Source organism: Streptococcus ovis DSM 16829 (assembly GCF_000380125.1).
In the GTDB taxonomy this organism is placed as follows: domain Bacteria; phylum Bacillota; class Bacilli; order Lactobacillales; family Streptococcaceae; genus Streptococcus; species Streptococcus ovis.
The window spans coordinates 193,682-213,136 of the sequence record NZ_KB904580.1 but is presented as its reverse complement, the minus strand read 5'-3'; the positions used below and the strand labels follow the sequence as shown (position 1 = coordinate 213,136).

Genomic DNA, 19,455 nt, shown 5'->3' with positions numbered 1-19,455 from the left:
TGACAGCGAAGTTAAAACTTGTTAGAATATAGGTATTCAATTTTGAATGGTAACATTCGAGAGAGTTAAGTGACGATAGCCTAGGAGATACACCTGTACCCATGCCGAACACAGCAGTTAAGCCCTAGAACGCCTGAAGTAGTTGGGGGTTGCCCCCTGTGAGATACGGTAGTCGCTTAGCGAATCAAGAGGATTCAATATCCTTTGGGAGTTTAGCTCAGCTGGGAGAGCATCTGCCTTACAAGCAGAGGGTCAGCGGTTCGATCCCGTTAACTCCCATTTTTATTAATAAGCGGGTGTAGTTTAGTGGTAAAACTACAGCCTTCCAAGCTGTTGTCGCGAGTTCGATTCTCGTCACCCGCTTTGAACGTTAGTGTTCATCTTACCATACCAGTTGGTTTGGGCGCGTAGCTCAGATGGTTAGAGCGCACGCCTGATAAGCGTGAGGTCGGTGGTTCGATTCCACTCGTGCCCATTAAGTTGGAATTATATGGTCCGTTGGTCAAGGGGTTAAGACACCGCCTTTTCACGGCGGTAACACGGGTTCGAATCCCGTACGGACTATATTTGAAGAGGTTTTCCTCTTTTTTATTTTTGCTTTTAGAGACTAAATTGTCTCTTTTTTTGTTTAAATCTACTGTTGTTGGTGACTTATAAGCAAACCAGCGAGGCCTTGTCTATTGGTTTGTTTAAATTTTTTTGAATTTATGATTTTTAAGTATTAGTGTATTTCGAGTGTTTTAGTGAAATTCTGCTATAATGGGAATATGAAAAGTTTAGAAGATCAGTTAGCTGTTTTGCCTGGCTTTGGGACAAAATCAGCTGAAAAATTTTTAAAAGTTGGTATAAAGACCATTAAGGATGCTCTTCTCTATTATCCATATCGTTACGAAGATTTTAAAACTAAATCGGTCTTAGAATTGTCTGATGGTGAAAAGGCTCTAATTCTTGGCGAAGTTGTGACACCTGCATCTGTTCAATACTATGGTTATAAACGGAATCGCTTGCGTTTTTCTATTCGTCAGGGAGAAGTCATTATTGGAGTTTCATTTTTTAATCAGCCATATTTAGTGGATAAAGTTGAATTAGGAGCTCAGATTGCGATTTGGGGAAAATGGGATAAGGCTAAGACAACTTTAACCGGTATGAAAATATTAAGTCAATCGTTTGATGAACTACAACCAGTTTATCATCTTGTCCAAGGCTTGAAACAATCTTCTTTTGTTAAATTGATTCAGACGATTGTTGAGAATGGCTATATCGATCTATTACAGGAAAACGTACCTGTGCTCTTATTAGAAAGGTACCATTTAATGGGGCGCCAGCAAGCAGTGCGAGCGATGCATTTTCCTGCTACGCTTGAAGAGTATCGTCAGGCACTGAGACGGATTAAGTTTGAGGAATTGTTTTATTTCCAACTCAATTTACAGCAGTTGAAATCACAGGGGAAACAGGCTGGAAGTGGACTGGTTGTTGATTTCCATCGAGAGAAACTCGATAAAAAAATAGCTGAACTTCCTTTTGAGTTGACGACTGCGCAGAGAAAGAGCTTGGATGAGATTTTAGGCGATATGAGTTCGTCTTCTCATATGAATCGTTTGTTACAGGGAGATGTAGGTTCGGGGAAAACCGTAGTTGCTGGGCTGGCTATGTATGCGGCTTTTACTGCTGGCTTTCAGTCTGCTTTGCTTGTGCCGACTGAAATCTTAGCTGAACAGCATTACATCAGCTTGAGTCAACTCTTTCCAGAGCTATCTATTGCGCTATTGACAGGTAGCATGAAGGTGGCTGCAAGACGTACAGCGCTGGCTGCTATTGAATCTGGTCAGGTGGATATGATTGTTGGAACACATGCTCTCATTCAAGAAGGGGTATCTTATCACAATCTAGGCTTAGTCATAACTGATGAGCAACATCGGTTTGGAGTGCAACAACGTCGGATGTTTCGAGAAAAAGGAGAGAATCCAGATGTGCTAATGATGACGGCAACCCCTATTCCACGGACTTTAGCCATCACTGCTTTTGGTGAGATGGATGTGTCGATTATTGATCAATTACCAGCTGGGCGTAAGGAGATTAAGACTCGCTGGGTAAAACACGAGCAACTACCAGTTGTTTTGGATTGGATTGGCAAAGAAATTCATAAGGGGGCTCAGGTCTACGTTGTGTCTCCACTGATTGAGGAATCAGAGGCGCTGGATTTGAAAAATGCCATTGCCTTAGAGGAAGAACTTGTTGCTTATTTTGGAAATCAGGTTAGAATTGCTTTGTTGCATGGTCAGATGAAGTCACAGGAAAAAGATGAGATTATGCAACAATTTAAGGCTGGTGCTATTGACTTGTTGGTATCAACAACGGTCATCGAGGTTGGTGTGAATGTACCCAATGCGACCATTATGGTTATCATGGATGCAGATCGATTTGGTTTAAGTCAATTGCATCAGCTCCGGGGCCGAGTTGGTCGAGGAGATAAGCAGTCTTACGCGATTTTAGTCGCCAATCCAAAAACAGAATCTGGTCAAGAGAGGATGCAAATCATGACGGAAACAACAGATGGTTTTGTATTAGCGGAAAAAGATTTACAAATGCGAGGGTCTGGTGAAATCTTTGGAACAAGACAATCGGGTCTGCCAGAATTTCAAGTAGCAAATATCATTGATGATTTTCCAATTTTAGAAGAAGCTAGAAAAGTAGCGGCACAAATTACAGCTGATCCTGAGTGGATTGAAAAGCCAGAGTGGTCTGTGTTGATGCAAGAATTAGAACGACCTAAACAATTAGACTAAAAAAATGGGTCAAAATATTTTGGTTTTTGAAGTTTCCTACGGATACCCTTCCTGAATGGATAAAATAAAAAACGAACAAGTTAGGATTCTGAATATCAGAAAACGATTCTTGTTCGTTTTTTTGATTGTAGTTTGGACTTTCATTCCAGGCTCTTTTAGCCTTCAATATAATCAGCTAATACTTCTCCTTTTAAGCCAGCATTAAGGGCGATGAGTAGTTTAAGTCTAGCCTTAGGAGCGTTTAGTTCTTTTACGAATAAAACTCCTTCTTTTTGTAGCTGAATGCCGCCGCCTGGATAGGCATAGACTGGTTCCGCAATACCGTTGAAGCAACGAGAGACGAGCACTACTGGGATTTCTTTGACTAAGCGCTGAATGGCTGGTAGAATTGAGAGGGGAAGATTACCAGCTCCTAAAGCTTCAATCACTAGTCCAGAGATGTTGCTAGCATTTAGAGAATCAAGGATGAAACATTCCATATCTGCATAAGTTTTTATAATAGGAACTCGTCCACTAATGGAATCAAGGTGGAAGCGGACGCGAGGCTCTGCTGTTTTGAAATAAAGAATTTCTTTTTTAGTGACTAAGCCTAAAGGACCGTGCGTTGGGGTTTGGAAAGTGGAAACATTTGTAGTATGCGTTTTAGTGACATACTTAGCTGCATGGATCTCATCGTTCATCACGACAAGGACCCCTTTATCCGCTGATTTTTCATCAGCAGCTACACGAAGGGCAGTGAGGTAATTATAGACTCCATCGCTTCCTAGTTCATTAGAAGAGCGCATGGCTCCTGTAAGGACAATAGGAAGAGCAGGAATATCCATTGTGTCTAAGAAATAAGCTGTTTCTTCTAATGTATCTGTACCGTGTGTAATCACAAATCCATCATAATGGGGAGCCTCTTTTTTAATTTTTTGATAGAGTTGCATCATATGATTTAGGGTGATATGTGGACTTGGCAGATTAAAAAAATCGATGGATGTTACTTCGATATCTGATAAGGGATTAGAAATTTGAATCATGGGGTTTACTTGACTGGGTGCTACTTGACCATCATGATTAGCCTGCATGGAAATTGTGCCACCGGTATGTAAGACAAATATTTTTTTCATAAAGTTTCAGAATCTTTCATATTGTGCTATAATTATTGTAGCATAAAAGAGAGAAAGAAGGTGAAGATAGTGACAGTGAAGGCTGTTTTTTTTGATATAGATGGCACGCTTTTAACAGATAATCGTGATGTGAGTCAGTCGACCATTGTAGCTATTAACGCCTTGAAAAAACAAGGAATTTTAGTTGGATTGGCAACTGGGCGTGGTCCTCGTTTTTTGTTACATTATATGGCTTCTCTCGGATTAGATGTGGCGATTGCCTATAATGGACAGTATATTCTTTCAAGAGAGAATGTGTTGTTTGCGCATGCCTTAGGAAAAGAAGATATTCGTCAGATGATTGCTTATGCCAACCAACATCAGAAAGATATTGCTTTGGGAACAGCTACAGATGTGATTGGAAGTCAGATTATGAGTTTTGGAACTGGAAATTTTGCTTACCGTCTGACTCGATTGATCCCTTCTGCTTGGGCTGGAATGATTAATTTTATATTTAATCGACTGATCCGATGGTTTAAGCCTCAAAGGCCGGTTAGTTTACAAGGTTTGTTAAATCATCCTATTTACCAAATGATGCTGTTAGTGACCGAGAGAGAGACAAAGAAACTTGCTGAGTTATTTCCACAAGTCACTTTAACCCGTTCGAGCCCATATGCTGTGGATGTCGTGAGTAAAGGCATGTCCAAATTAAAGGGGATTGATTTAGTCGGTGAACAGTATGGATTTACGAGAGAAGAAGTGATGGCATTCGGTGATTCCAATAATGACATGGAGATGCTGGCAGGGGTCCGGTTTTCAGTAGCAATGGGGAATGCCTCTAAAAAGGTGAAACAGGCGGCAAGTTTTGTAACAGATACGAATAATCGTGATGGGATTTATAAGGCGCTTCAGCACTTTCATTTGCTAGAAGGAGAAAGCAATGTTTCAGAGTAAGGATACTTATTTTAACCAAGTAAAAGAATTCCACGCAAGGATGGATGGAGAAACACAAGAAGTTCCTCAAGCTTATTCTGTAGAATCTGCCCTTCATCGTGCAGATTTTAAGGTAGAAGAAATTGTGGAATTTTTACAGGCAACAGTTACGAATGATACAGATTTTGAAATGGTCATCTCTAAAATGCATGAGAATTTGGATAAGGCCGCTGCAAAATGCAAAGAAAAATCCTATCCGCGAGATTTTCTTGTAAGTCAAGTGGATGCCTTAATAGATTTGCTTTATTTCACTTATGGTTCTTTTGTCTTGATGGGGATTGATCCAGAACCCATCTTTGAAATTGTCCACCAGGCGAATATGGGAAAAATTTTTCCGGATGGTCACGCACATTTTGATCCTGTGACCCATAAGATTTTAAAACCAGCAGACTGGGAAGAAAAGTATGCACCTGAACCTGCTATTGAAAAGGAAATTAGCCGGCAGTTAGATGAAAGAAAGTAAAAAAACCTGATTTTCATCAGGTTTTTTGCATTAAATTGTTTTTTCTTTTTCTCGAACGATGAGCAGATCAATAGTTGCGTGGCGCATAATGTATTCTGAAGAAGAGCCGATAAGGAGACGTTCAAAAGCATTTAGACCAGTTGCCCCCAAAAGCATCAGATCTGCCCCTGTCTGTTTTGGAATATCATGGGCGAGAATGGTTTTTGGATTACCGAACTCAATGAGGACTTGAACATCTGAAATCCCCGCCTCTCTCGCTTCTTCCTGGTAATTGCTCAATAAATTAGTTGCTTCTTTTTCAAGTGATTCATACACGGTTGCGTCAAAAGCTGCTACATTATGAAGAGCTCGAGTGTCAATAACATGGGCGATGACGAGGCGGGCATTGTTGCGTTTTGCGACGTGAATAGCTTTATGAAGGGCTAATTCTGCTCCAACAGAGCCATCAACTGCCACTAGAATTGTGTTATAAGATTGGGTCATAAATCATCACTCCTTTCCCTATACTTATATTGTAAGCCTTTTCAATGAAAAAGTAAACTATTTCTTGTAATTTTATAAAAATTAATCTAAAATAGTAACGTTAGAAAGCTGAGGACAAAAGATGAGACAGTTTGATAAATCAATCAAATTAGATGATGTAGCATATGATATTCGTGGGCCAGTCTTGGAAGAAGCCAACCGAATGAGAGCGAACGGAGAGAAAATTCTTCGCTTGAATACAGGCAATCCGGCAGAGTTTGGCTTTACAGCGCCTGACGAAGTCATCCGTGATTTGATTATGAATGCGCGTGAAAGTGAAGGGTATTCAGACTCGAAGGGGATTTTCTCAGCCAGGAAAGCTGTTATGCAGTATTGCCAATTAAAGAATTTCCCAGATGTCGATGTAGATGATATTTATATGGGAAATGGGGTATCAGAGTTGATTTCTATGTCCATGCAGGCTCTATTGAACGATGGGGATGAAGTATTGGTGCCGATGCCAGACTATCCACTTTGGACAGCTTGCATCAGTCTAGGTGGAGGGCATGCAGTTCATTATATCTGTGATGAAGAGGCAAACTGGTATCCTGATATTGCAGATATTAAATCTAAAATCACCTCAAATACCAAAGCAATTGTTGTCATTAATCCGAATAATCCAACGGGAGCTCTTTACCCAGATGAAATTTTAGAAGAGATTGTGGAGATTGCTCGTCAGAATGATTTGATTATTTTTGCGGATGAAATTTATGATCGATTGGTAATGGATGGTGGTAAACATACGGCAATTGCAAGTTTGGCACCAGATGTGTTCTGCGTTTCTATGAATGGACTTTCTAAGTCACACCGAGTGGCTGGTTTTCGTGTGGGTTGGATGGTGTTATCTGGTCCGAAAAAACACGTGAAAGGTTATCTTGAAGGGCTGAATATGCTATCTAATATGCGGCTATGTTCAAATGTTTTAGCCCAGCAGATTGTTCAGACATCAATGGGAGGCAAGCAATCCATTGATAAGTTGCTTTTGCCCGGCGGACGTATCTATGAGCAGCGGAATTTTATTTACAAAGCAATTAATAATATTCCTGGTTTATCCGCTGTCAAACCACAGGCAGGACTTTACATCTTCCCTAAAATTGATCGGAATATGTATGAGATTGACGATGATGAGCTCTTTGTCTTGAATTTTTTAAAACAAGAAAAAATCATGCTGGTGCATGGGCGTGGATTTAACTGGAAAGATCCAGATCACTTCCGCATTGTCTACTTGCCACGCGTGGAAGAATTAGCTGAAGTCGAAGAAAAAATGACACGCTTTTTACGTCAATATCGGAAATAACCTGATCTCGTTGTCACTTTCTTGCGAGAAATAGAGAGAATAGGGGAAACTACTAATTTTACAAGATGTCAGGTGCAGATAGCACGGAAGTATAGATTTTCAAATTAAATAAACTCTTGCAATGCGAGAGTTTATTTTCATTAAATCTTTCAAATTCCATATTTTTTAGCGAGATAGGCTGGTAGATGCTAGTAGCAGTGTCTAAACAAAGTTTTAGTTTTCAAGCTATAAAATGTGGGTAGATTCTCATAGAATGAATAAAGTGTAAATAATAGCAAATTTTCTGATAATTATTGAAATTACTTGTTTGATTTGGTATAATGAAACCAATTACAGTTAGAAGAGGATATTATGGCAACATTACTAGAAAAAACGCGAGAGATAACTTCTATCTTGAAGCGTTCAGAAGAGAAGCTGGCAGAGGAATTGCCGTATAATACCATTGCTGAACATTTAGCAGAGATTATTGACTGCAATGCTTGTATTCTTAATAGCGAGGGTGAAGTATTGGGATACTTTATGAAGTATAAACTCAATAATGACCGGGTAGAAGAATTCTTTATCAACAAGCAGTTTCCAGCAGAGTATGTGAAAGCAACGGCACAAGTGTATGAAACATTGGCTAATTTGCCTGCGGATAGTGATTTAACTGCGATTCCTGTTGAATCGCGTGCCGCTTATCCAGATAGTGTGACAACACTTGCCCCGATTCATGTGACTGGGATTCGATTTGGTTCTTTGATTATTTGGCGAAATGATGGTCAGTTTAATGAAGAAGATTTGATTTTGGTCGAAATTGCCTCTACAGTAGTTGGAATTCAATTGTTGAACTTCCAACGTGAAGAAGATGAAAAAAATATTCGCCGACGTGCGGCAGTCAATATGGCAGTCAATACTTTGTCTTATTCAGAGATGAAAGCAGTCTCTGCAATCTTGGGTGAATTAAATGGAGTTGAGGGTCAATTGACAGCTTCGGTGATTGCAGATCGTATTGGAATTACTCGATCTGTCATCGTTAATGCGCTCCGAAAATTGGAAAGTGCAGGGATTATTGAAAGTCGCTCACTCGGTATGAAAGGGACTTACTTGAAAGTCCTTATTCCAGCCATCTTTGACGAAATTAAGAAACGAGATTATTAAGATGACAAAAGCACTGATTTCGATTGATTATACCTATGATTTTGTAGCGGAGGATGGAAAGCTAACAGCTGGAAAACCTGCTCAAGCGATTGCTAACCGGATTGCTGAGATCACAAAAGAAGCTTACGATCGTGGAGATTATATCTTTTTTGCCATTGATGGACATGATGAGGGGGATGATTTTCATCCTGAAACAAAACTGTTTCCACCACACAACATCAAGGGAACGTCTGGGCGCGATCTCTATGGAACGCTAGCAGATGTTTATGAAGAAATCAAGGATGATACGCGTGTCTTCTGGTTTGATAAACGGCATTATTCTGCTTTTGCTGGGACAGATTTAGATATACGCTTGCGGGAACGACGCGTAAACACAGTTGTATTAACAGGTGTTTTGAGTGACATTTGTGTCTTGCACACAGCTATTGATGCTTATAATTTAGGCTATGAGATTGAAATCGTTAGCTCGGCGATTGCTTCGATTACTGAAGAAGCCCATCAGTTTGCTCTTGCTCATTTTAAAAATGTACTTGGTGCTACGGTTATTGAATAATAAAAAAGACTTGAAGAACACTAGCAATGCTAGAGGGAATCTTCAGGTCTTTTATTTTTTTACAATGAGATTGATTGCTTCTTGAATGCGCTGTTCCTGTAAGGCTGGATTATCGCTAGGATGTTCAATAATTTGTGTCATTTTGTTGGCAATGACGAGTCCCATAGTTCGATTAATGCTAGAGCGAACAGCTGATAATTGGGTGATGATGTCAATGCATTCTTGCTCTTCTTCCATCATTTTTTGGATTCCACGCAATTGCCCTTCTGCACGTTTTAAACGGTTGATAATATCTTTTTGTTCTTTTTTCATGGTTTTATTATACTGACTAGGGGTATATTTGTCAAATTCTAAAATACGAGATTTAAATGGTTGACAAGGGTTTGTTAGATATGATACTATTCAAATATACCCCTGTGGGTATAAAAGAAAAAGGAGAAGACTGATGTTTGAATTCTTCAAAAAAATGTTTCCTGCTCCAGGAAAAAGTATTACTACTACTGAACTAGAAGGTGTTTTATCTAAGAAAAAGATTACCCTTTTAGATGTTCGTACTCCTCAAGAATACCATGGTGGGCATATAAAGGAGGCTCGAAACTTTCCATTAGACCAAATCCATACCTACCAAGCTCCAAAAGATAAGACGGTCTATGTGATTTGCCAGTCTGGCATGCGAAGCAAACGAGCTGCTAACGTGTTAAGTAAAAAAGGCTATGATGTGATCAATGTCAAAGGTAGCATGATGGCTTATAAAGGAAAAACGATATAAAATGGAGGTCATTCCGATGAAAATTGTGATTATTGGTGGTGTCGCTGGCGGTATGTCTGCTGCAACTCGTCTTCGTCGTCTCATGGAAGATGCGGAAATCATTGTCTTTGATAAAGGACCGTATGTTTCCTTTGCGAACTGTGGTTTACCCTTCCATGTCTCTGGGGAAATTGCAGAGCGTTCGAGCTTATTAGTTCAGACACCTGAGCGTCTGAAAGCTCGTTTTGAGCTAGATGTCCGTCCTGAAACAGAAGTCCTTTCGATCAATCCTGAGCAAAAAGTAGTCACTGTCGTTTCAAAGGGCAAAGAATACACAGAAAGTTATGATAAGCTAATCCTGTCACCAGGTGCTAAACCATTTGTGCCTCCGATGGCAGGTTTGGATGAAGCAACAAATGTCTTCACGCTTCGTAATATTCCAGACTTGGATCACATTATGGCTACACTAGAACATCAAACATCTGGTAAGGCAACAGTGATTGGTGCTGGCTTTATCGGTCTTGAAATGGCTGAAAGTTTAGCTAAAAAAGGATTAGAGGTCACTTTGATTGAGAAGGCACCTCATGTCTTACCACCACTCGATGAAGAAATGGCAGCATTTGTTCAAGCAGAATTAATCAAGAATGGTATCCGCGTTATCACAGGCCAATCTGCTCAGCTTTTCAAAAACCAAGGACAAGTGATTGTCCTAGAAGATGGTAATGAGCTAACGTCAGATGTGACCATTCTTTCAGTTGGGGTTCAACCAGAGAACACACTCGCAAAAGATGCAGGTATTGAACTCGGATTACGCGGTGGCATCTTGGTTGACGAGCACTATCAAACGAATCTGCCTGATATCTATGCCGTCGGTGATGCTATTGTTGTCAAAAACCAAATTACCGGCCAAGATGCGCTGATTTCGCTAGCCAATCCAGCGAATCGTCAAGGGCGTCAGGTGGCTGACATTATTGCTGGGCAAGCGCGTGAAAACAAAGGCTCTATTGGTACTGCCATTGTCCGTGCCTTTGGTCTGGCAGCAGCCTCGACTGGACTTAGCGAACGTGTAGCTCGCCAAACCTTTAAAGATGTCGCTGTGGTCCATACAACTGGAAATGACCATGCTGGCTATTATCCAGGGGCAACTTCTATCACACTCAAATTGGTCTTTAATCCTAAGACAGGTGTCATCTATGGTGCGCAAGCTGTGGGGCAAAAAGGTATTGATAAGCGGATTGACATCCTAGCCACAGCCATTAAGGGTGGCTTGACGATTTTTGATTTGCCTGAATTAGAATTTACCTATGCGCCACCATTTGGTTCAGCTAAAGACCCTGTCAATATGATTGGTTATGCAGCAACTAATTTAGCTGAAGGGACAAGCGATAGCGTTCAATGGTACGAATTGAAGGATGAATTGGCAAACGGCAAAATTTTGTTGGATGTCCGTACAGAATCTGAGGTTGCGAGTGGTCGCTTCTCTGATGCAGTGGTCATTCCGCTTGATAGTTTGCGTGAGCGATTGGACGAATTGGATAAATCGCAAGAATATATCGTCAGCTGCCACAGTGGCTTACGCTCTTACATTGCAGAGCGCATTCTCAAACAAAACGGCTTTAACGTTCAAAACTTAGACGGAGCCTATTCACTTTATAATACCGTTAGACCGGAGGAAATTATTCATGACTAAAACTATTTCGATTACAGAATTGAAAACCTTATTGGATACCGAAACAATCAACCTCATTGATGTGCGTGAAACTGACGAATTTGCTGCGGGTCACGTTCCAGGAGCAATCAATCTGCCTTTGAGTGAGTTAGTGAGTCGCTATACAGAGTTGGACACTGACAAACCATACCACATCATTTGTCAAATGGGTGGCCGTTCTGCCCAAGCCTGCGCTTTCTTGGCAAGCGAAGGCTGCGATGTGACCAATGTCAATGGCGGAACAGGTGCTTGGACGGGTGAGTTGGAAAGATAATGTGAGAAGCCTTTCATACTGAGAGGCTTTTCTTGTATCAATTTTTACCATAAATTTTTACTTTTGGATTCTGGTGGCTTACGTCTCAAAAAATAGCTAAAAATGTGGTATAATGAAAAAGATTATGTAGACTAATAGAAGAGGTAACTCATGAAAATTTCTGAAGAAGAAGTACGCCATGTTGCCAAGTTGTCGAAATTGTCATTTTCAAACGAAGAGACAGCTGAATTTGCAACAACATTGACAAAAATTGTCGATATGGTGGAATTGTTAAACGAAGTCGATACAACTGGTGTGCCGATTACAACGACTATGGCAGACCGCAGAACAGTTGTCCGTGAGGACAAGGCAGAAGCGGGAACAGACCGCGATCTCTTATTTAAAAATGTACCAGAAAGTGCGAATAACTTTATCAAGGTACCTGCTATCTTTGAAGACGGAGGAGATGCTTAATGTCATTTAATAATAAAACGATTAAAGAATTGCATGACCTCTTGGTTGCAAAAGAAGTCACTGCCACAGAACTCACAAAAGCAACGCTTGAAGACATCAAATCTCGTGAAGAAGCGGTTGGTTCCTTTATTACGATTTCAGAAGAAACTGCGCTTGCTCAAGCTAAGGTGATTGATGAAAAAGGAATTGATGCAGACAATATCATGTCAGGGATTCCTTTGGCAGTTAAAGATAATATCTCAACTAAGGGAATATTGACAACCGCAGCGTCTAAAATGCTTTACAATTATGAGCCAATTTTTGATGCGACAGCAGTTGCCAATGCCTACCAAAATGGAATGATCGTGGTTGGTAAGACCAACATGGATGAATTTGCCATGGGTGGTTCAACCGAGACATCTTACTTCAAGAAAACGAAAAATGCTTGGGACCAAACGAAGGTTCCTGGTGGTTCATCAGGCGGTTCTGCAACAGCAGTTGCCTCTGGTCAAGTGCGTTTGTCATTGGGTTCGGATACTGGTGGCTCAATCCGTCAGCCAGCAGCCTTTAATGGTATTGTTGGGTTGAAACCAACTTATGGAACGGTTTCTCGTTTTGGCCTCATTGCCTTTGGTAGTTCGCTTGACCAAATTGGTCCTTTTTCACCGACTGTCAAAGAAAATGCACAGTTGCTCAATGTGATTGCAAGTAGTGACAGCAAGGATTCAACCTCAGCGCCTGTGTGTGTGGCAGACTATACCTCAAAAATCGGTCAGGACATCAAGGGCATGAAGATTGCTCTTCCTAAAGAATATTTGGGTGAGGGAATTGATCCGAAAATTAAAGAAAATATAGTAGCAGCTGCCAAACACTTTGAATCATTAGGTGCGGTGGTGGAAGAAGTCAGTCTGCCTCATTCTAAATATGGTGTCGCAGTTTACTACATCATTGCTTCATCAGAAGCTTCATCAAACTTGCAACGCTTTGATGGCATTCGCTATGGTTTCCGTGCAGAAGATGCTAAAAGTCTTGAAGAAATCTATGTCAACACTCGCAGTCAAGGCTTTGGTGATGAAGTAAAACGTCGGATTATGCTGGGAACTTTCTCCTTGTCATCTGGCTACTACGATGCTTACTTCAAGAAAGCTGGTCAGGTTCGTACCTTGATTATCCAAGACTTTGAAAAGGTTTTTGCGGACTATGACTTGATTCTTGGGCCAACAACGCCGACAGTAGCTTATGACTTGGATGGTCAAAGCCATGACCCAGTTGCCATGTATTTGGCTGATTTGCTAACAATTCCAGTTAACCTTGCAGGGCTTCCAGGGATTTCCATTCCATCAGGTTTTGTGGATGGTTTGCCGGTTGGCTTGCAATTGATTGGACCAAAATACAGTGAAGAAACCATTTATCAAGCAGCAGCAGCATTTGAAGCAACAACAGACTATCACAGACAACAACCAGTGATTTTTGGAGGTGACAACTAATGAACTTTGAAACCATTATCGGACTAGAAGTCCATGTGGAATTGAATACCAATTCTAAAATTTTCTCACCTTCATCTGCTCATTTCGGGCAAGAACCAAATGCCAATACCAATGTGATTGACTGGTCTTTCCCTGGTGTGCTTCCTGTGATGAATAAGGGTGTTATTGATGCAGGGATCAAGGCTGCGCTAGCTTTGAACATGGATATTCACCAGCACATGCACTTTGACCGTAAAAATTATTTCTATCCAGATAATCCAAAGGACTATCAGATTTCACAATTTGATGAGCCAATTGGTTATAACGGTTGGATTGATATTACCTTGGAAGATGGATCAACCAAGAAGATTCGTGTGGAACGTGCGCATCTTGAAGAGGATGCTGGTAAAAATACTCACGGAACAGACGGATACTCATATGTTGACCTCAACCGTCAAGGGGTGCCATTGATTGAAATCGTATCAGAAGCGGATATGCGTTCGCCAGAAGAAGCATATGCTTACTTGACAGCGTTGAAGGAAATTATCCAATATACGGGTATTTCAGATGTCAAGATGGAAGAAGGTTCCATGCGTGTCGATGCCAATATTTCCCTTCGTCCTTTTGGTCAAGAAAAATTTGGTACCAAGACTGAGTTGAAGAACTTGAACTCCTTTAGCAATGTTCGTAAAGGTTTGGAATATGAGGTAGAGCGTCAAGCGAAAATCTTACGTTCAGGTGGCGTGATTCAGCAAGAAACGCGTCGTTATGACGAAGCCAATAAGAGCACTATCCTTATGCGTGTCAAGGAAGGTGCGGCAGATTACCGTTACTTCCCAGAGCCAGACCTTCCGCTTTATGAGATTTCAGATGAGTGGATTGAGGAAATGCGTGTCGAGTTACCAAAATTCCCAGCAGAGCGTCGCGCGGAATACGTTGAAAAACTTGGTCTTTCAGCCTATGATGCTGGTCAATTGACAGCAACCAAGGCTCTTTCTGATTTCTTTGAACAAGCGGTTGCGATTGGAGGAGATGCTAAGCAAGTATCCAACTGGTTACAAGGTGAGGTAGCACAATTCCTCAATGCAGAGCAAAAAACGATTGAAACCATTGCTTTGACACCAGAAAACTTGGTTGAAATGATTGGTCTCATCCAAGATAGTACGATTTCATCTAAGATTGCCAAAAAAGTCTTTGTGCATTTGGCGAAAAATGGTGGCTCAGCTAAGGAATACGTTGAAAAAGCAGGACTTGTACAAGTATCGGATCCAGCTGTTCTTATCCCAATCATTCACCAAGTCTTTGCGGACAATGAAGCGGCTGTTGCAGACTTCAAGTCAGGAAAACGAAATGCAGACAAAGCCTTTACCGGTTTCCTTATGAAAGCTACCAAAGGCCAAGCAAATCCGCAAGTTGCTCAACAGCTTTTAGCGCAAGAATTGCAGAAGCTGTTGGATTAAAATCATCCAGTGGATGATTTTAACGCGAGCCTAGAAATAGGATAGAGAGCATGCCCAATAGAGTTATTTGGCATAGAAAAATTCAAATCCAGTCTTCGGACTGGTTTTTTGGTATAGTTTGAAACTATTCAATTATATATAAAATTCATATTTTACAGCTATATCTGTCTTTGATACAATAAGGCTATCAAAGATTGAGGTGGATGACATGACGAAAAAATATTTTGAACACGTAGGATCATTTTTGCGACCTAAAGAATTAGTAGAGGCTCGTGAAGCTTTTGCTGCTGGTGACATTTCGCAAGAGGAATTGACCGCTGTTGAAGACCGTTTGATTACAGAATTAGTAGATAAACAGGTGGCTGTTGGTCTGGAAAAGGTCACAGATGGTGAGTTCCGTCGTGCCAACTGGCATGTGGATTTCTTCTGGGGCTTTGATGGGATTGAAAAGCTGAATTATGGTGAAGGGTTACACTTCGTTGGGGTGGAGACAAATGATGATTCTGCTCTTGTAATAGGAAAGATTGGGTTTACTAAGGAAAAGCACCCTTTTATCAAGCATTTCCAATTTTTGAAAAAATTAGCTGATGAACGTGGAGTGGAAGCTAAAATTACGATTCCTTCACCATCTCAATGTTTAATTGAATTGCAACGCGGTAGCAACCTGCAGAAGGCTTTAGAGGTTTATCCAAACCAAGCTGAGTTAGTGGAAGATTTGGCAGTTGCTTACCGTGAGGCTATTCTTGCCCTATACGAAGAAGGTGCCCGTACCATTCAGTTGGATGACTGTAGCTGGGGGATTGTCATGGATGATGACTTCCATCAGAAGATGACTAAGGGAGCTGTGCCTCAAGAGGTGATTCGTGATAACTTCCTGTATATCAATAATAAGGCGATTGAGAATCTGCCAGGAGATTTAACGATTAATACTCACGTTTGTCGCGGGAATTACCAATCAACTCACTTGACTGAAGGGCCTTATACAAAGGTTGCTGAAACTTTGTTTGGCAAGGAAAATGCCAAATCCTACTTCTTGGAGTATGATAATGAACGTGCAGGTGGTTTTGAACCACTGGCAGAATTTAAAAATCCTGATAAGGTGGCTGTTCTTGGCTTGGTGACTACCAAAAATGGTCAATTAGAGGATAAAGAACAGTTGATTGCTCGCATTAAGGAAGCGAGTCAGTATGTTCCACTTGACCAGTTATGGCTTGCAACTCAATGCGGTTTCGCCTCAACTGCTGAAGGAAATCTGATTACAGATGAAGATCAATGGAATAAACTAAAACTTGTCAAAGAAGTGATTGATGAAGTTTGGGGATAATTGTCTGATAAACCAACCTGCGGGTTGGTTTTAATGTTCGTGTATTGGTGGTAAAGATATTATTTTTTCGTAAAATGATAGATTTTCTGGGCAAAAAGTGTATAATAAAGGTATCTTTTTGGTGAAACATTCCAATATTTCGAAAAGGAGCAGAAGGATGCAAAAAATTTACACTGGTAAGACAAAAGATGTATTTGAACTAGATGACAAGACGGTCTTGTTGCATTTCAAGGATGATGTGACAGGAAAAGATGGTGTCTTTGATCCAGGTGAAAATCAAGTTGGGCTCCAAATCGAGGGGGCAGGTCGTGCTGCATTGGCGATGACTAAGTTCTTCTATGAGAAGTTGAATACTCTTGGGCTCAATACTCACTTTGTTTCTGCAGACTTGGACAAAAATGAAGCAGTGGTAAAAAAAGCAACTGTTTTTGGTAAGGGAGTGGAAGTCATTGTCCGTTATCGAGCGGTAGGCTCTTTCATTCGCCGATATGGAGAGTACATCGAGTCAGGGGCAAGCATCCCAACGTATGTAGAAGTGACATTGAAAGATGATGAAAAAGGTGATCCACTTATTACGAAGGATGCACTCGCTCTTTTACAAATCATGTCACCTGAGACTTATGAAGAGTTAGCTGATTTGGCTAAGAAAATCGGTGATGTGGTCAAAGAAGAATTGACCAAGAAAGACCTCGAACTCTACGATATTAAGTTTGAATTTGGTTTGATTGATGGAAAAGTAGCCCTTATTGATGAGATTTCGGGTGGAAATATGCGTGCTTATCGTGGCGAAGAATATATTTTGCCATTGGAGTTAGAAAAAATGTTGTTAGGATAATCGTAAAAAGCTAGGGAAACCTAGCTTTTACTTGCTACTATCACGTAAAGTTAATTGTGTGCTTAGTTTTATCATCCGGGGGTGAAAATCTTCGGCTTTTTTCATCATGTTGTCTAGCAGTTCGACGGCCTGAATGCCCATTTCCTCTGTGAATACTGTGATGCTAGAAAGAGTGGGATAAACCTGTGTGGTAATTGATGTCCCATTAAAGGAGATGATTTGTACCCGCTCTGGAATTGGGAGTTGAGCTTCTTGTAAAGCTCGTAAGGCACCGACAGCTAGGGCATCACTTGCTACAAAAAAAGCATGAGGTAATTCGTCTCCTAATTCGCTAATGGCTGTTTTCATCAGCTGATAGCCTGATTGGCTAGTAAAGGGGCCGATAAAGACATTGCGCGCTTGATAGAGTTTCAAATCGGTTAGGTACTGCTTGAAAGTCCTAAAGCGAGGGTCTATCAACGAAACTTTGTGGTCAGCTGTTGCCTCTTCGCCTGCGATAAGACCGATATCTGTAATTCCTTGTGCTAGGAAATGATCAATGACACGAATGACAGATCGGTTAAAATCGGTCGTAACACAGGAAAAACCATCATCCAACGTATCGCTATCCACAAAGATGAGATTGTGTTGAAGGTCAGCTAGTGTTTGGACTTGCTTTTGGCTAAATTTTCCAATCGCAATTATACCATCTGCTTCTTTCAAACGAGGGTTGTCCAAATCGTTAAAAGAACGCAGGAGTTGGTAACCCATTTCTATGGCCCGTTGTTCAATACTGATTCGGATAGAATAATAGTAGAGGTCATCTAATTCCTCAGCCTCGCTATACCACTGGACAATAGCCAGTGTGGGTTGAGGTTCGGATAGATGACTTTTTTTCAAATGCTTTGTATAACCAAGTTGTTGTGCGGCTGTAAAGATTGCTTCGCGTGTTTCAGGGCTAACAGCTAGTGTTTTATCGTCTTTTAGGACACGAGATACGGTGGCTGAGGATACGGAAGCCAGTTCTGCAATATCTTTAATAGTTGCCATCGGTATTCTCCTTCGTTTATGGTTTATATAATATTTATTATATCACATTTTTACTAAAAATTTACTAAAAATATTGACAGAAGGTAAAAAAATGATTAGAATAAAAGAAAAACGGTTACAAAGGAGTTTGTCTTATGGATATAAAAGACTTGATTCAGGCTTTTACAGAGGTTTTTGGAGTAGAACCAGATGCTACCTTCTTCTCTCCAGGACGGATTAATCTAATTGGAGAGCATACAGATTATAACGGTGGTCATGTATTTCCAGCTGCGATAACACTGGGAACTTACGGAGCAGCTCGTAAACGAGATGACCAACTCTTGCGATTCTACTCAGGAAATTTTGAACACTTGGGTATTATTGAAGTGGATCTGCAAGATTTGGTTTTCAAAAAAGAGGACAATTGGACTAATTATCCCAAAGGCGTGTTGAAATTCTTGCAAGAGGCAGGCCATACGATTGAAGCAGGGATGGATGTCTATGTTTTTGGCAATATTCCAAATGGCTCTGGCTTGTCTTCATCTGCTTCTTTGGAGTTATTGATTGGGATTATAGCTGAAGAGTTGTTTGAATTGAAACTGAATCGGATTGATTTGGTTAAAATAGGTAAGCAAACCGAAAATGAATTTATTGGTGTCAATTCTGGAATTATGGATCAATTTGCTATCGGTATGGGAGCGAACAAGCAGGCTATTTATTTGGATACTAATACTTTAGAATATGAATTGGTACCATTGGACCTTGGGGACCATGTCGTCGTTATCATGAACACCAATAAGCGTAGAGAATTGGCTGACTCTAAGTATAATGAGCGTCGCGCTGAATGTGAAACAGCTGTGACAGAATTAAATGCCTTGCTATCTATTGAAACTTTAGGAGAACTTGATGAAGTGACCTTTGATGAATATGCTTATCTGATTAAAGATGCCAATCGTCTCAAACGGGCTCGTCATGCGGTTTCTGAAAACCAACGGACTCTTAAAGCTAAAGACGCCTTGGTGGCAGGCGATCTGAAAAAATTTGGTCGCTTAGTAAACGCATCTCATGTTTCCCTTGAACATGATTATGAAGTAACAGGGATTGAATTAGATACACTTGCTCATACCGCTTGGGAACAAGCAGGAGTACTGGGAGCTCGGATGACAGGTGCTGGTTTTGGAGGATGTGGAATTGCCATTGTTCAAAAGGACAAGGTAGACTCTTTCACCGAGAATGTCGGTCGTATTTATACAGAGAAAATCGGCTATGCACCAGATTTTTATATCGCAGAAATTGCGGGCGGTAGCCGCGTTCTCTCTCGTAAATAATGGTGTGTTCCAGTTTAAAAAAGAGAT

Annotated in this window: 17 protein-coding genes, 4 tRNA genes, 1 rRNA gene and 1 pseudogene; 19 read left to right on the top strand and 4 right to left on the bottom strand. The window is 40.8% G+C overall.

Annotated features, from left to right (window positions below; all coding sequences use genetic code 11):
- The first annotated feature begins 65 nt into the window (after positions 1-65).
- The 6 genes from rrf (at position 66) to recG (ending at position 2,786) form a co-directional block, all read left to right on the top strand.
- Positions 66-181, top strand: a 5S ribosomal RNA gene (gene rrf / locus A3I9_RS0108815).
- Positions 182-206: 25 nt separating this feature from the next.
- Positions 207-279, top strand: a tRNA-Val gene (locus tag A3I9_RS0108810).
- Positions 280-292: 13 nt separating this feature from the next.
- Positions 293-363: transfer RNA gene (locus A3I9_RS0108805), tRNA-Gly, on the top strand.
- A 38-nt stretch (positions 364-401) separates the two neighbouring features.
- Positions 402-475: transfer RNA gene (locus tag A3I9_RS0108800), tRNA-Ile, on the top strand.
- Between the two features lie 17 nt (positions 476-492).
- Positions 493-564: transfer RNA gene (locus tag A3I9_RS0108795), tRNA-Glu, on the top strand.
- A gap of 203 nt (positions 565-767) precedes the next feature.
- Positions 768-2,786 (top strand): ATP-dependent DNA helicase RecG, encoded by a 2,019-nt coding sequence (recG, locus tag A3I9_RS0108790; protein ID WP_018378676.1) that lies wholly within the window; start codon positions 768-770, stop codon positions 2,784-2,786.
- Between the two features lie 155 nt (positions 2,787-2,941).
- On the opposite strand, the gene A3I9_RS0108780 is transcribed toward recG, so the two are convergent.
- The gene (locus A3I9_RS0108780) at positions 2,942-3,898 is read right to left on the bottom strand and encodes an asparaginase (RefSeq protein ID WP_026217412.1); all 957 of its coding nucleotides are present in this window, start codon (positions 3,896-3,898) and stop codon (positions 2,942-2,944) included.
- A 69-nt stretch (positions 3,899-3,967) separates the two neighbouring features.
- Here A3I9_RS0108780 and A3I9_RS13245 point away from each other — a divergent pair.
- Positions 3,968-5,333 (top strand): annotated as a pseudogene (locus tag A3I9_RS13245) (Cof-type HAD-IIB family hydrolase).
- Between the two features lie 30 nt (positions 5,334-5,363).
- Here the strand turns inward: A3I9_RS13245 and A3I9_RS0108765 are convergent.
- On the bottom strand, positions 5,364-5,816 hold the full coding sequence (locus A3I9_RS0108765; RefSeq protein ID WP_018378673.1) for a universal stress protein: 453 nt from the start codon (positions 5,814-5,816) through the stop codon (positions 5,364-5,366).
- 121 nt (positions 5,817-5,937) lie between these two features.
- On the opposite strand from A3I9_RS0108765, the gene A3I9_RS0108760 reads away from it, so the two are divergent.
- The 3 genes from A3I9_RS0108760 to A3I9_RS0108750 all read left to right on the top strand — a co-directional run bounded on the left by A3I9_RS0108760 (position 5,938) and on the right by A3I9_RS0108750 (position 8,845).
- Positions 5,938-7,152: a pyridoxal phosphate-dependent aminotransferase gene (locus A3I9_RS0108760; protein WP_018378672.1), complete on the top strand. Its 1,215-nt coding sequence runs from the start codon at positions 5,938-5,940 to the stop codon at positions 7,150-7,152.
- Positions 7,153-7,503: 351 nt separating this feature from the next.
- The gene (codY, locus tag A3I9_RS0108755; RefSeq protein ID WP_018378671.1) at positions 7,504-8,292 is read left to right on the top strand and encodes a GTP-sensing pleiotropic transcriptional regulator CodY; all 789 of its coding nucleotides are present in this window, start codon (positions 7,504-7,506) and stop codon (positions 8,290-8,292) included.
- Position 8,293: 1 nt separating this feature from the next.
- On the top strand, positions 8,294-8,845 hold the full coding sequence (locus tag A3I9_RS0108750) for a cysteine hydrolase family protein (protein ID WP_018378670.1): 552 nt from the start codon (positions 8,294-8,296) through the stop codon (positions 8,843-8,845).
- 51 nt (positions 8,846-8,896) lie between these two features.
- Here A3I9_RS0108750 and A3I9_RS0108745 read toward each other — a convergent pair whose 3' ends face one another.
- Complete coding sequence (locus A3I9_RS0108745) at positions 8,897-9,157, bottom strand: metal-sensitive transcriptional regulator (RefSeq protein ID WP_018378669.1); 261 nt, start codon at positions 9,155-9,157, stop codon at positions 8,897-8,899.
- Positions 9,158-9,290: 133 nt separating this feature from the next.
- Between A3I9_RS0108745 and A3I9_RS0108740 the strand changes: the two genes are divergently transcribed.
- The 8 genes from A3I9_RS0108740 (at position 9,291) to A3I9_RS0108705 (ending at position 17,092) form a co-directional block, all read left to right on the top strand.
- On the top strand, positions 9,291-9,614 hold the full coding sequence (locus A3I9_RS0108740; RefSeq protein WP_018378668.1) for a rhodanese-like domain-containing protein: 324 nt from the start codon (positions 9,291-9,293) through the stop codon (positions 9,612-9,614).
- Between the two features lie 16 nt (positions 9,615-9,630).
- Entirely contained in the window at positions 9,631-11,283 is a 1,653-nt protein-coding gene (locus A3I9_RS0108735; RefSeq protein ID WP_026217409.1) for an FAD-dependent oxidoreductase, read from the top strand.
- Positions 11,276-11,575, top strand: a complete 300-nt coding sequence (locus A3I9_RS0108730) for a rhodanese-like domain-containing protein (protein ID WP_018378666.1) — start codon at positions 11,276-11,278, stop codon at positions 11,573-11,575. The genes A3I9_RS0108735 and A3I9_RS0108730 overlap by 8 nt, the downstream gene beginning before the upstream one ends.
- 150 nt (positions 11,576-11,725) lie before the next feature.
- Positions 11,726-12,028 carry an Asp-tRNA(Asn)/Glu-tRNA(Gln) amidotransferase subunit GatC gene (gene gatC / locus A3I9_RS0108725; RefSeq protein WP_018378665.1) on the top strand — a complete coding sequence of 101 codons (303 nt, stop codon included), beginning with the start codon at positions 11,726-11,728 and terminating at the stop codon, positions 12,026-12,028.
- On the top strand, positions 12,028-13,494 hold the full coding sequence (gene gatA / locus A3I9_RS0108720; protein WP_018378664.1) for an Asp-tRNA(Asn)/Glu-tRNA(Gln) amidotransferase subunit GatA: 1,467 nt from the start codon (positions 12,028-12,030) through the stop codon (positions 13,492-13,494). The genes gatC and gatA overlap by 1 nt, the downstream gene beginning before the upstream one ends.
- Positions 13,494-14,933: an Asp-tRNA(Asn)/Glu-tRNA(Gln) amidotransferase subunit GatB gene (gene gatB, locus A3I9_RS0108715; RefSeq protein WP_018378663.1), complete on the top strand. Its 1,440-nt coding sequence runs from the start codon at positions 13,494-13,496 to the stop codon at positions 14,931-14,933. Before gatA ends, gatB begins: the two co-directional genes overlap by 1 nt.
- 208 nt (positions 14,934-15,141) lie before the next feature.
- Positions 15,142-16,257 carry a 5-methyltetrahydropteroyltriglutamate--homocysteine S-methyltransferase gene (locus A3I9_RS0108710; RefSeq protein ID WP_018378662.1) on the top strand — a complete coding sequence of 372 codons (1,116 nt, stop codon included), beginning with the start codon at positions 15,142-15,144 and terminating at the stop codon, positions 16,255-16,257.
- Positions 16,258-16,414: 157 nt separating this feature from the next.
- Entirely contained in the window at positions 16,415-17,092 is a 678-nt protein-coding gene (locus A3I9_RS0108705) for a phosphoribosylaminoimidazolesuccinocarboxamide synthase (protein WP_018378661.1), read from the top strand.
- 27 nt (positions 17,093-17,119) lie between these two features.
- Here the strand turns inward: A3I9_RS0108705 and A3I9_RS0108700 are convergent, their stop codons facing one another.
- Positions 17,120-18,121 carry a LacI family DNA-binding transcriptional regulator gene (locus A3I9_RS0108700; protein WP_018378660.1) on the bottom strand — a complete coding sequence of 334 codons (1,002 nt, stop codon included), beginning with the start codon at positions 18,119-18,121 and terminating at the stop codon, positions 17,120-17,122.
- Positions 18,122-18,255: 134 nt separating this feature from the next.
- Between A3I9_RS0108700 and A3I9_RS0108695 the strand changes: the two genes are divergently transcribed.
- Complete coding sequence (locus tag A3I9_RS0108695) at positions 18,256-19,428, top strand: galactokinase (RefSeq protein WP_018378659.1); 1,173 nt, start codon at positions 18,256-18,258, stop codon at positions 19,426-19,428.
- Positions 19,429-19,455: the final 27 nt, after the last annotated feature.